12 protein-coding genes are annotated in these 12,167 nt (G+C 71.5%); 2 read left to right on the forward strand and 10 right to left on the reverse strand.

The window, feature by feature from the left end; all coding sequences use genetic code 11:
* Position 1: 1 nt before the first annotated feature.
* From IEX31_RS02400 to IEX31_RS02445, 10 genes are all read right to left on the reverse strand, one after another.
* The gene (locus tag IEX31_RS02400; RefSeq protein ID WP_188741852.1) at positions 2-805 is read right to left on the reverse strand and encodes a CoA transferase subunit A; all 804 of its coding nucleotides are present in this window, start codon (positions 803-805) and stop codon (positions 2-4) included.
* Positions 802-1,701, reverse strand: coding sequence for an alpha/beta hydrolase (locus IEX31_RS02405; protein ID WP_188741853.1), 900 nt, complete (start codon positions 1,699-1,701; stop codon positions 802-804). Before IEX31_RS02405 ends, IEX31_RS02400 begins: the two co-directional genes overlap by 4 nt.
* The gene (locus IEX31_RS02410) at positions 1,698-2,444 is read right to left on the reverse strand and encodes a 3-hydroxybutyrate dehydrogenase (protein ID WP_188741854.1); all 747 of its coding nucleotides are present in this window, start codon (positions 2,442-2,444) and stop codon (positions 1,698-1,700) included. Before IEX31_RS02410 ends, IEX31_RS02405 begins: the two co-directional genes overlap by 4 nt.
* Entirely contained in the window at positions 2,441-3,124 is a 684-nt protein-coding gene (locus IEX31_RS02415) for a TetR/AcrR family transcriptional regulator (RefSeq protein WP_188741855.1), read from the reverse strand. Before IEX31_RS02415 ends, IEX31_RS02410 begins: the two co-directional genes overlap by 4 nt.
* The gene (locus tag IEX31_RS02420) at positions 3,121-4,671 is read right to left on the reverse strand and encodes a class I adenylate-forming enzyme family protein (protein ID WP_188741856.1); all 1,551 of its coding nucleotides are present in this window, start codon (positions 4,669-4,671) and stop codon (positions 3,121-3,123) included. The genes IEX31_RS02415 and IEX31_RS02420 overlap by 4 nt, the downstream gene beginning before the upstream one ends.
* The gene (locus IEX31_RS02425; RefSeq protein WP_188741857.1) at positions 4,664-5,815 is read right to left on the reverse strand and encodes a branched-chain amino acid ABC transporter permease; all 1,152 of its coding nucleotides are present in this window, start codon (positions 5,813-5,815) and stop codon (positions 4,664-4,666) included. Before IEX31_RS02425 ends, IEX31_RS02420 begins: the two co-directional genes overlap by 8 nt.
* Positions 5,812-6,687 (reverse strand): branched-chain amino acid ABC transporter permease, encoded by an 876-nt coding sequence (locus tag IEX31_RS02430; RefSeq protein WP_188741858.1) that lies wholly within the window; start codon positions 6,685-6,687, stop codon positions 5,812-5,814. The genes IEX31_RS02425 and IEX31_RS02430 overlap by 4 nt, the downstream gene beginning before the upstream one ends.
* Positions 6,684-7,421 (reverse strand): ABC transporter ATP-binding protein, encoded by a 738-nt coding sequence (locus tag IEX31_RS02435; protein ID WP_188741859.1) that lies wholly within the window; start codon positions 7,419-7,421, stop codon positions 6,684-6,686. The genes IEX31_RS02430 and IEX31_RS02435 overlap by 4 nt, the downstream gene beginning before the upstream one ends.
* On the reverse strand, positions 7,418-8,173 hold the full coding sequence (locus IEX31_RS02440) for an ABC transporter ATP-binding protein (RefSeq protein ID WP_188741860.1): 756 nt from the start codon (positions 8,171-8,173) through the stop codon (positions 7,418-7,420). Before IEX31_RS02440 ends, IEX31_RS02435 begins: the two co-directional genes overlap by 4 nt.
* 81 nt (positions 8,174-8,254) lie before the next feature.
* Positions 8,255-9,454, reverse strand: coding sequence for a substrate-binding domain-containing protein (locus IEX31_RS02445; RefSeq protein WP_188741861.1), 1,200 nt, complete (start codon positions 9,452-9,454; stop codon positions 8,255-8,257).
* A 131-nt stretch (positions 9,455-9,585) separates the two neighbouring features.
* Between IEX31_RS02445 and IEX31_RS02450 the strand changes: the two genes are divergently transcribed.
* Complete coding sequence (locus IEX31_RS02450) at positions 9,586-10,770, forward strand: acetyl-CoA C-acetyltransferase (RefSeq protein WP_188741862.1); 1,185 nt, start codon at positions 9,586-9,588, stop codon at positions 10,768-10,770.
* 74 nt (positions 10,771-10,844) lie between these two features.
* Entirely contained in the window at positions 10,845-12,131 is a 1,287-nt protein-coding gene (locus tag IEX31_RS02455) for a low temperature requirement protein A (RefSeq protein WP_229662058.1), read from the forward strand.
* Positions 12,132-12,167 lie beyond the last annotated feature (36 nt).

The following is a 12,167-nucleotide window of genomic DNA, read 5'->3' on the forward strand; positions in this document are numbered from 1 at the left end:
ATCAGGCTCCTTCCGGCATCTCGCGGGATGCCGCTCGCTCGGGCGAGACGGTGCGCCGCTCGATCCGCTTCTCGATGTCGGGGCCGACCACGACGACCCGGTCGACGTAGATGCCGGGCAGGTGCACGGCATCGGGGTCGATCTCGCCCGGTTCGACGATCTCCTCGACCTGCGCGATGCACACCCGCCCCGCCATGGCCGCGAGCGGGGAGAAGTTGCGCGCCGACTTGTCGAACACGAGGTTGCCGTAGCGATCGCCGCGAAGCGCGTGCACGAGCGAGAAGTCGGTGCTGATCGCCTCCTCGAGCACGAACTCCCGCGACACCCCGCCGGCGTCGAACGTCTGCACTGGCTTGACCGGGCTCGCGACCGCGATCGACCCGTCCGGGTGATACCGGCGCGGCAGGCCGCCCTCGGCGACCTGGGTGCCGACGCCGGTCTGCGTGAAGAACGCCGCAATCCCGCTGCCGCCCGCGCGAAGCTTCTCGGCGAGCGTGCCCTGCGGGGTGAGCTCGAGCTCGAGCTCGCCCGAAAGGTACTGGCGCTCGAACTCCTTGTTCTCGCCCACGTACGACGAGGTCATCTTGGCGATGCGCTGCTGCGCGAGCAGCACGCCGAGGCCCCAGTCGTCGACGCCGCAGTTGTTCGAGACGACCGAGAGCCCGTCGACCCCGGCCTCGAGGAGCGCCTCGATCAGCACCATCGGGATGCCGCACAGGCCGAACCCGCCTACGGCGAGGCTCGCCCCCGATGGGATGTCGGCGACCGCCTCCTGGGCGGACCCGACGACTTTGTCGAGCGTCACGATGCACCTTCCTTCATCTCTGCGGCCTCGAGACGAGCACGGATCACCGGAACCACGCTCCCCGCTCCCTCGGCCGTCATCACGATCGTGTAGTGGTTGACGTCGGGCACCTCGTGCACGACCAGCTGCGGCATCCGCCCGGCCCACTCGGCGACCACCGCTTCAGGGTAGAGCGGCGCGGCATCGAGCAGTCCACGCGGCGCGCGGAAGAAGTCGACCGGGCCGGGCAGGGCGACGAGCGCCTCGACGTAGCCCGATGCCCCGTCGAGCTGCACGGCGTTCTCGGCCACGGCCTCGGCGCGTGCCGAGCTGCGCAGTGCCGGCTCCTCGCCGTCGACGTCGTACTGGACGTACGCCTCGATCGCGTCGTTCCAGTACGGTCCGAGCGCCGGATGTCGCCGCCAGAAGGCGAGGTAGGCGGCGCGATCGGGGAACGTCATCGAGAGCCGCTCCAGCGCCGGCCCGAGCAGCACCGCGGGCAGGTCCTCGGCCGGGACGCCCTCGGGGTTCGGCACCGGCAGGCCGCCGTCGATGAGCACGGTGCCCGCGACGCGGTCGGGGTGGCGCTCGGCGAGTCGCACCGACACGAACGCCCCCATCGAGTGGCCGACCACGAAGACGCGGTCGACCTCGAGGGCATCGAGCGCCGCGGCGAGGTCGTCGGCGTGGCGCTCGAGCCCGTATGGGCCGGGCAGCGTGTTGCTGCGTCCGCGGCCGCGGAGGTCGGCGGCGATCACGCGGCGATCGGCCAGCGCGTCGGCCAGCGCGTCCCACGATCGGTGGGTGGCGGAGATGCCGTGCACGGCCAGGATCGGCAGGCCGGAGGCATCCGCTCGCCACTGCCCGCCGGCGAGCGCGCCGTCGGCGAGCTGCGCCGAGAACGTCGAGTAGGTCATCGCGCGCTCCACCCGCCGTCCATGGTGTAGCTCGCGCCCGTCACCATGCCGGCGTCGGGGCCGGCGAGCCACAGGGCGAGGCTCGCGACCTCGGCCGGCTCGACCAGGCGCTTGATCGACGACTCGGTGAGCATGACCTTCGGCAGCACCTCCGACTCGGGGATGCCGTGCACGCGTGCCTGGTCGGCGACCTGCTTCTCGACGAGCGGCGTGCGCACGTAGCCGGGGTTGATGCAGTTCGAGGTGACGCCGTGCGGGCCGCCCTCGAGCGCCGTCACCTTCGAGAGCCCCTCGAGGCCGTGCTTGGCCGAGACATAGGCGGACTTGAACGGCGAGGCACGGATGCCGTGCACGCTCGAGATGTTGATGACCCGGCCGAAGCCGCGCGCGTACATGCCCGGCAGTGCGGCCCGGATCAGCAGGAACGGCGACTCGAGCATGAGCCGGAGGATGAGCGAGAACCGCTCGGGCTCGAACTCCTCGATGGGCCGCACGTGTTGGATCCCTGCGTTGTTCACGAGGATGTCGGCCTCGAGCTCGAGGTCGGCGAGCGCAGCGGTGTCGGCGAGGTCGACCTGCCAGGCCTCGCCGCCGAGCTCCGCCGCGACGCGCTCTGCCACCTCGCCGTTCAGGTCGGCGATGACCACGCGTGCGCCGGCCGCCGCGAAGGCCCGCGCGCATGCCTCGCCGATACCGCTGGCGCCGCCGGTGACGACGGCGCGTCGTCCACTCAGATCGGTCACGATTCCTCCTTCTCCTCCGCGGCGGGGCGCGGGCCCTGCGCCAGGTCGGGTCGCCCGAGGGCTCCTCCGATGAAGCGCATCATCTCGTCGAGCACGTGGTCGGGAACGCGGCCGGTGCCGCTGGCGGTCGGGTCGGCGTCGCCGCCGGGTGCGGCATCGGGGTCGCCCCACAGCACCCAGCGCATGCCGATCATCTCGCCGACGCCCATGAGCGCCCACGCGGCGACGGTCGGGTCGATGTCCCAGATCTCGCCGTCGGCGGCCGCCTCGCGGAGTCCATCGATGTACCCCTCGACGATGCGCGTGTAGTGCAGGCGCAGCGCCTCGGGCGAGACGCTCTCGGCCTCGCGCACCACGCGGTAGAGCGCCGGATGCTCGGCCGTGAACCGGAAGAACGCCGCGAAGCCGGCGCGCTCGGCCTCGAGCCGGCTGGTCGCGCCGCGGGCGCCCTCGCTCATGGCCTGCCGCACCCGGTGGTTCAGGTCCTCGACGAGTTCGTTGAAGATGCCGAACTTGGAGTCGAAGTAGAGGTAGAACGTGCCCTGGCCCACGCCGGCACGGTCGGTGATGCGGGAGACGGATGCCTCGTGGTAGCCGTGGTCGGCGAACACGCGCTCGGCGGCCGCGAGCAGGCGTGCCCGGGTCTCGACGCCGCGGGCCGTGCGGGGTGCCGCGCTCATCGTCGTTCCTCCACCCGCGTGGCCGACCGCTCCGCGAGCTCGCGCCGCAGCACCTTGCCCGCGGTCGAGCGGGGCAGCTCGTCGACGAAGTGCACCTCCCGGGGCACCTTGAAGCGGGCGAGCGAGGCGCGTGCGAAGTCCGTGAGCTCAGCGGAATCCGTGACCCGGCCGCGCCGCACGACGACCCAGGCGGCGCCCGCCTCGCCCCAGCGGTCGTCGGGGACTCCGACGACGGCGACGTCGGCGACGGCGGGGTGTCCCATCAGGACGGCCTCGACCTCGGCCGGGGCCACGCCCTCGCCGCCCGAGATGTAGATGTCCTTGATGCGGTCGACGATCGTGAAGTAGCCGTCGGCGTCGCGCCGCACGAGGTCGCCCGTGCGGAGCCAGCCACCCGCGAGGGTCGCGTCGGTGGCGGCCGGGTCGCGGAAGTAGCCAGGGAACACCGACGGGCCGTGCACGAGCAACTCGCCCTCGGCCTCGCCCGGAAGGTGCTCGCCCGTGACGGGGTCTGCGACCGCGACGTCGACGTGGGGGTAGGGCTTGCCGGCCGAGCCGGCGCGTGTGCGGGCATCCTCGTCGGGCAGGCACAGCACGTTGGGCGACGCCTCGGTGAGCCCGTACCCCTGGGTCAGGGCGACTCCCCGCGCATGCCAGGTCCGGAGCAGCGCCGGCGGCATCGGCGCGCCGCCGACGATCGCGTGCGCGAGGCTCGACAGGTCGGTCGCATCGAAGTCGGGATGCTGCGCGAGGAACAGGTAGTTGGCCGGCACGCCCATCATGGTCGTGATGCCCCGCTCCTGGATGAGGTGCAGCACGCGGCCGGGGTCGAACGTGCGCTCGAGCACGACCGTCGCGCCCGTCCACCAGGCGAGCAGCGGCGTGATGTTCCATCCGCCGACGTGGTACTGCGGCATGACGGCGAGCACGGTGTCGCCGGCGCCGACCCCGGCGATCCGGGAGAACGAGAGGTTCGTCCAGAAGCAGTTCGCGTGCGTGAGCACGGCGCCCTTCGGAACGGCCGTGGTTCCCGAGGTGAAGATGATGAGCAGCGCGTCGTCGTCGTGCACCTCGCGGCGCTCGGGCGGGACATCCGCGAGTCCGCGGACCGCTGGGGCCGGCACCTCTGCTTCGACGCCGTGCGTGCCGAGCGGGGCGTTCGGGATGCGTCGTGCGAGCCGAGCAAGCGTCGCCCTCGCGAGCGACTCGAACTCGTTCTCGACGAGGAGGAGGGCCGGCTCGGCGATCTCGAGCTGGGCCGCGAGTTCACGGGGCGCGAGCCGCCACGACAACGGCACGAGCACGAGCCCGGCCTTGGCGCACGCGAAGAACAGCACGACGTGGTCGGAGCTGTTGCCGGTGATCGTCGCGATGCGGTCGCCGACGGCGTAGCCGGCCGCCCGGAGGCTCGCGGCGAGCCGCTCGGCGCGCGCGTCGAGCTCGCGGTAGGTGACGACGACGCCGCGGTCGTCGATGGCGATGCGGTCGGGGGTCGCCCTGGCGCGATCCCGCGTCCAGCGGCCCAGCGTGTGCAGCCCGTCAGGCATCCGTCGCCTCCTCCGCCTCGACCGGGTGCTGCTTCCGGCCTGAGCGGATGCGCTGCGGGATCCCCGCGATCCCCCCGGGCAGGAACAGCACCACGAGGATGAACAGCGTTCCCAAGATGAACAGCGGCTCGCTCAACGGAACCCGGAGCACCGCGGGCAGCCCGGCGATGAAGTCCGAGCCCGCGAGCGCCGTGAGCCGCTGGTCGAGCAGTGTATAGACGATACCGCCCACGATCGCGCCCCAGCGATACCCCACTCCGCCGAGCACCACGATGACGAGCAGGGTGAGTGTGAAGTCCGCCGTCGCGATGCGCGGCGAGGCGCCCGACTGGAGCAGCAGGTAGCCCATGCCCGCGACCGCCGCGAGCACGGACGCGACGATGAAGATGAGCAGCTTCACGGAGTAGGGGCGGATGCCGATGACGCGCACCCGCAGCTCGTTCTCACGCGCGGCCTCGGCGACGTGACCGGCACGGCTGCGCTCGACCCACAGCACCACGAGGTAGACGAACACGAGTACGGCGAGGGCCATCCAGTAGAGGTTGCGTGTGTTCACGACCCCGACGAGTCCCTCGGGCACGTTGGTGATGTCGAGCGAGAGTCCCTCGTCGCCGCCCGTCGCGCTGCCCGGGTTCCGGCGGATGAGCACCGAGCCCGCCTGGGCGAACGCGAGCGTCACCATCGCGAACGAGATGCCCGTGACGCGCAGCGCGAGCGCACCCACGGTCGCCGCGAGCACGATGCCGAGCACGAGCGTCACGCCGATCGAGACGGCGAACACGAGCCCGCTCGACCACTCGGCCGGGGCGAAGACGTTGAGCGTCATGCCGAGCCCGTAGGCCCCCGCCGCGAAGAACAGCGCGTGGCCGAACGAGAGCAGCCCGGCGAGCCCGAACATCATGCGGTAGCTGAGCGCGAGGGCGGCGATGAGCATTGCGTACGCGAGCAGCTGCAGCGTGCCCGGCGTGTACGTGGGCCCGGGCAGCACGCCCGGGATCTCGATGGCGAGCAGGGGCAGGGTCGCGAGGGCGGCGACCAGCGCGACGCCGCCGATCGCGAGGACGAGGGGTCGCCGGCCGGACGCCTCGGGGGCCGGGGCCGACGGACGGGCGGGTGCCGGGGCATCCGTGAGCTGCTGGTTCATGCGACCTTCCCCATCAGTCCACGCGGGCGGACGAGCAGGACCGCGGCGAGCGCGACGACGACCACGAGGTCGCCGGTGCCGCCGAGGTAGAAGTTGGCGAACTGCTGCAGCACCGCGACGAGCACCGAGGCGATGGCCGCGCCCGTGAGCGAACCGAGTCCGCCGATGACGGTGACGATGAACGCGAAGATGAGCAGCACCGATCCGAGGTGGGCCGAGACGTAGCCGTAGTACACCGAGGCGAGCACGCCGCCGAGTCCGGCTGCCGCGCCGCCGATCGCGAACACGATCGTGAACGAGCGGCGAACGTCGATGCCGAGGGCCATGACCATCGAGCGGTTCTCGACGCCCGCGCGGATGATGAGGCCGTACCTGGTGCGCCGAAGGAACAGCACGATGCCGCCGAGCACCACGAGCGCGCACGCAATGAGCAGGAACCGGTCGTTGGGGATCTTCGCCCCGAGGATCTCGGTGGTCTGCGCCAGCCACTCGGGCTTCTGCGTGTAGATGGGGTCGGTGCCCCAGATTCCCTCGAACAGCGCGACGGTCGCCAGCGAGAGGCCCACGGTCACGAGCGCCTGCTCGATGTGCCGCTCGTAGAGTCGGCGGATGAGCAGGTATTCGGTTGCCGCCGCCACGATGGCGCCGACGGCGAGGCCGACCATGGCCGACAGGGCGAGGCCCCACCAGGTGCCGTCGGACACCCGCCGGCCGACCTCCCAGCCGAGGAATGCTGCGATGGTGAGGAACGAGCCGTGCGCGAAGTTCAGCACGCCCATGAGGCCGTAGATGAGCGAGAGTCCGCTCGCGACGAGGAAGTACAGGGCGCCGAGTCCGAGGCCCGTGACGAGGAGGAGGACGACGGTGCTCATCGCGTGCTCCCCGCTGCGGTGTCGTGGGGATCGGTCGCGTCGTGCACGCCGAGGAAGCGCTGGATGCGGTCCTCGTCGTCGAGGAGGTCGGATGCCTCGCCCGTGAACACGACTCGGCCGCCCGAGAGCACGACCACGCGCTCGGCGAGCCTGCGGATCACGTGCAGGTTCTGCTCGACGAGGAGGATCGGCACCGTGCGGGCCGCCTCGGCCAGCGCCTCGGCGACCTCGTCGACGATGCGCGGCGCGAGTCCCTTGGTGGGCTCGTCGACGAGCAGGAGCCGGTTCTCGTTGACGAGCGCCCGGGCGAGGGACACCATCTGCTGCTGCCCTCCGGAGAGCGTACCGGCGCGCTGCGCGCGGCGGTCGTGGATGTCGGGGAAGAGCCGCTGGATGAACTCGCGGCGGGGTGCGGCGTCGCGTTCGGCGAGCCGGAGGTTCTCGGCGACCGTGAGCGATCCGAAGACCTCGCGGTCCTCGGGGACGTAGCCGACGCCGAGCTGCACGATGCGGTGGGTGGGCATGCGGTCGATGCGCGTGCCGCCGAGGTGCATCCCGCCCGAACGGTCGATGAGGCCGAGGATCGACTTGATGGTCGAGGTCTTGCCGACGCCGTTGCGGCCGAGCAGGGCCGTGACACCAGTGGCGGGCACGTCGAACGAGACGTCCTCGACGACCTGCTGTCCGCCGATACGGCCGAACAGGCCCGCGACGCGGAGGATCGGCTCGCTCACACGGCCTCCCCGAGGTACGCGGATTGCACGGCGGGGTTCGCCATGACGGCCTCCGGGGTGTCGACGGCGAGCAGTTCGCCGTGGTGCATGACCGCGACGCGGTCGACGAGTCCGAGCACGACCTCCATGTGGTGCTCGACCATGAGCACGGTGCGGCCGCCGCGATGCAGGCCGCGGATGACCTCGGTGAGCGCGGGCACGTCGGCCGAGCCCACGCCGGCCATCGGCTCGTCGAGGAGGATCACCTTCGGCTCCATCGCGATGAGCATGGCGATCTCGAGCTTGCGCTTCTCACCGTGCGAGAGACCGGACGCCACGGCGTCGGCACGGTGCTCGAGGCCGACCTCGGCGAGCGTCTCGAGGGCGCGTGTGGTCGCCGCATCCGTGCGTCGTGGCGTTCGGAAGACGCTCGTCGCGCCGCCGGCGTGCGCCTGGGCGACCATCCGCACGTTCTCGACCACGCTGAGCGCCTGGAAGAGGCTCGAGGTCTGGAAGGTGCGGCCGAGACCGGCCGCCGCCCGGTGGTGGATGGCAACGTGGGAGACGTCCTGCCCGTCGAGCAGCACGCGTCCCTCGGTCGGGCGGATGATGCCGGAGACGACGTTGAAGAGCGTCGTCTTGCCGGCGCCGTTGGGGCCGATCACGCCGAGCATCTCGCCCGCCGGGACGTCGAGCGACACGTCGTTCAGGATGCGTGCGCCGCCGATGCGGAGGCCGACGTGCTCGAGGCTGAGCACCGGGTGGTCGGTCATGGCTGCCTTACTGCGTCGGAAGGTGTGCGGTGGTCGCTGGACGGGGCCGCCCGCGCCGTTCGCGGCGCGGGCGGCCTCGCGTCACTCGCCGGCGACCGGTGGTGCGACCGTCTCGGCGTCGATCGTCTCGACGAGCTCGGGCACCCAGTCGCCGCCATCCTGCACCAGCTTCGCCTGGTACATCGGCTGGATCATCGCGTGATCCTCGGCGCGAACCGTGATCTCGCCCTTGACCGAGTCGAACGTCCAGGCCTCGAGCGCCTCGATCATGCCGTCGACGGTGTCGCCGCCCTCGCGGATGGCCTGCACGATCATCTGCGCGGCCACGAAGCCGTCGGGCGAGAACAGGTCGGCCTCGGCGCCCGCGGCCTCGAGGTGCTCGATCATCGCGGCCTCGACGTCGGTGCCGGAGGCGCCGCCGAAGTAGTGGTTCAGGAAGGAGATCTTGTCGGATGCCTCGCCGTACGCGCCGTAGGTCGCGACGTCGCCGAGGCCCGTGACGACGGGCACGGCGTCGAACACGCCCTGCTGGGCGAGCGCGGTCCACATGGCGCCGGAGGAGGCGCCGGCCCACGCCACGAAGACGAGATCGGGCGAGGCGCCCAGCAGCTGCTGCGCGAACGGCGTGAACTCGGTCGCGTCCTCCGCCACCAGCACGCCCTCGACCGTGGCGCCCTGGCCGCCGAGCACGGCCTGCACGCCCGCGAGGTTGCCCTGGCCGAACGCGGTGTCCTGCGCGAATACGACGACCTTCTTGCCGGCGGGGTCGCCGATGAAGGTACCGGCGGTGGCCACGTCCTGGAAGGTCTGCCGGCCGGACCGGAACGTGTACTCGTTGGCGCCGGTGATCACGTCGGCGGCCGCGGGGCCGGAGATGTAGAGGATCTTGTTCTGCGCGGCCTGCTCGGCGAGCGCGGTGGCGATGCCGGATGCCGCGGTGCCGGCGAGGATCTCGTAGCCCTGGCCGATGAAGTCCTTGGCCTTCGAGACCGCGGTGTCGGGGTTGCCCTGGTCGTCGGCCCACTCGATCTCGAGCTCGCGGCCGTCGACGGTGCCGGTGCCGTCGGTCGCGTAGTCGAGGCCGGCCTCGAAGCCCGCGGTGTAGGCGGCGCCGTAGGCGGCGAGCGGTCCGGTCTGCGAGGTGAGCATCGCGACCTTCACCGGTGCACCGGCGTCCGTCGCGTCACCGCCACCGGTCGCCGTGGTCGGTGCGCACCCGACCAGAGTGATGGATGCGGCGGCGATGATCGCCGTCGCGAGGTACTTCTTCGTAGCCCGCATGTGAATGCCTCTCGACAGTGAAATGGCTGGACGTGTGTGGTGCGAACCTGACAGCTGGTTCAGGTCTCAGAAACGTACAATAGGCTGGAAGACGAAGCATACGCAACTCGAACGAAGGAGTTCACCGAACCATGACCGTCCCCGATGTCGTCATCATCGCCGGAGCACGCACTCCCTTCGCCCGCATCAGCGGCAACCTCGCCGGACGCACAGCCGTCGAACTCGGCACCGTCGCCATCCGGGGCGCCCTCGAGAAGGCCGGCGTCTCCCCCGACGACGTCGACGCCGTGATCATGGGCCAGGTGCTGCAGGCCGGCGCCGGCCAGAACCCCGCCAAGCAGTCCGCAGTCGCCGCGGGAATCCCGTGGCGGGTGCCCGCCACCACCGTCAACAAGGTCTGCCTTTCGGGCCTCGTCGCGATCACGGATGCCGCGCGCCTCATCCGCCTCGGCGAGGCCTCCGTCGTCGTGGCCGGCGGCCAGGAGTCGATGACGCGCGCCCCGCACCTCATGCCGGGCTCACGGGCCGGCTACGCGTACGGCAGCGTCGAGCTCATCGACCACGCGGCGCACGACGGCCTGATCGACGCGTTCGACCACGACTCCATGGGCGCGTCCACCGAGCGCTTCAACGCCCGCTACGACATGACCCGCGCCGAGCAGGACGAGATCGCGGCCGCCTCGCACGCGCGCGCCGGCCGGGCGCAGGCCTCCGGCGTGTTCGCCGACGAGATCGTGCCGGTCGAGGTTCCGCAACGCAAGGGCGACCCCATCGTCGTCGCCGAAGACCAGGGCGTGCGGCCCGACTCCACCGTCGAGGTGCTCGGAAAGCTGCGTCCGGCGTTCGCAGCCGACGGCTCCATCACGGCCGGAAATTCCTCGCCGCTCTCCGACGGCGCCGCCGCCGTGGTGGTCGCGAGCCGCGCATGGGCCGAGGAGCGCGGGCTGCCCTGGCTCGCGCTGGTCGGCGCGGCCGGTCAGGTCGCCGGCCCCGACAACTCGCTGCACTCGCAACCCGCCAACGCGATCGCGGCCGCGCTCGAGAAGGCGGGCCTCCAGGCCGGCGACCTCGACCTCGTCGAGATCAACGAGGCGTTCGCGGCGGTCTCGCTGCAGTCGGCCCGCGAGCTCGGCATCTCGAACGAGATCGTCAACGTGCACGGCGGCGCCATCGCGGTCGGCCACCCGATCGGCGCGTCCGGCGCCCGGCTCGCCCTGCACGCGGCGCTCGAGCTGTCGCGTCGGGGCAGCGGTCGCGCTGCGGTCGCGCTCTGCGGCGGCGGCGGCCAGGGCGAGGCGCTACTGCTCTCCCGTTAGTCGAGCGAGCGCGACGGCGCCTGTGGCAGCATGATGCGACGGGCGCCGCCGGGGCGCCCCGAGAGGGCCGCAGCATGAGCGAGCAGCACACGCAGGACGCGCACGGCGCGGCATCCGTTCGCCCACCGCTCGACCACCGCCTGCGGCGCATGACCGGACGCGACCCCGACGAGCCGCATCGCGCGGCCACCCCCCTCGAGCTGTTCTTCGACCTCACGTTCGTCGTCGCCTTCAGCCAGGCCGGCGCGCAGACCGCGCACCTGCTCGAGCTCGGGCACTGGGGCCCGGCGATCGGCGGGTTCGCCTTCGCCGTGTTCGCGATCTGGTGGGCGTGGATCAACTACTCGTGGCTCGCGTCGGCCTACGACAACGACGACATCTTCTTCCGCGTCGCCACGATGGTGGAGATGCTCGGCGTGCTGGTGCTCGCGCTCGGCCTGCCCGACCTGTTCCACTCGCTCGACGAAGGCCGTCACGTCGACAACGGCGTCGTCGTCGCCGGGTACGTCGTGATGCGCGTCGCGACGGTCACGGTGTGGCTGCGCGCCGCCAAGCACGACGCCTCGCACCGACGCACGGCCCTCACGTACGCGGTGTTCGTGTCGGCCGCGCAGGTCGGCTGGGTCGTGCTGATCTTCGTCGACCTGCCCCTCCAGACGACGCTGGCGTTCACCGCGGCGCTCATCATCCTCGAGCTCGTCGGACCCTACGTCGCCGAGCACGGCCGCGACGGCGGCACCCCGTGGCACGCCCACCACATCGCCGAGCGCTACGGGCTGCTCGTCATCATCACGCTCGGCGAGATCGTGCTCGGCACGATCCTCGCGCTCTCGGCCGTGATCGATGAGCAGGGCTGGTCGGCCGAGACCGTCTTCGTCGCCTTCGGCGGCACGGCGCTCGCCTTCGGGCTGTGGTGGACCTACTTCACGATGCCCTCGGGCAAGGTGCTCCAGCGCTTCCGCGAGCGCGGATTCGTGTGGGGCTACGGGCACTACCCGATCCTCGCCGCCCTCGCGGGCACGGGCGCCGGCCTGCACGTCGCAGCGAACGTGATCGAGGATGTCGCCCACATCGGCATCGTCCAGGCCCTGCTCACGGTCGCCGTGCCCGTCGGGATCTTCATGGTCGCGTTGTTCACGACCTACTCGCTGCTGCTTCGGCAGTTCGACCCGTTCCACTTCTGGCTGTTCGCGGGCAGTGTCGTGCTCCTCGCCCTCGCGGTGGTCGCCGTGGCGACCGGGGCGAGCTTCGGTACCGGCATCCTGATCATCGCCGCATCGCCGCTCGTCGTCGTCGTCGGCTACGAGACGGTCGGTCACCGCCACCAGGCGGCGGCCCTCGATCGCCTCTTCGCACGCTGAGCGTCCCGTATCGGGTGTCTCGCAACGCGTCCTGCC

The sequence above is a fragment of the Agromyces bauzanensis genome, assembly GCF_014645655.1.
Lineage (GTDB): Bacteria > Actinomycetota > Actinomycetes > Actinomycetales > Microbacteriaceae > Agromyces > Agromyces bauzanensis.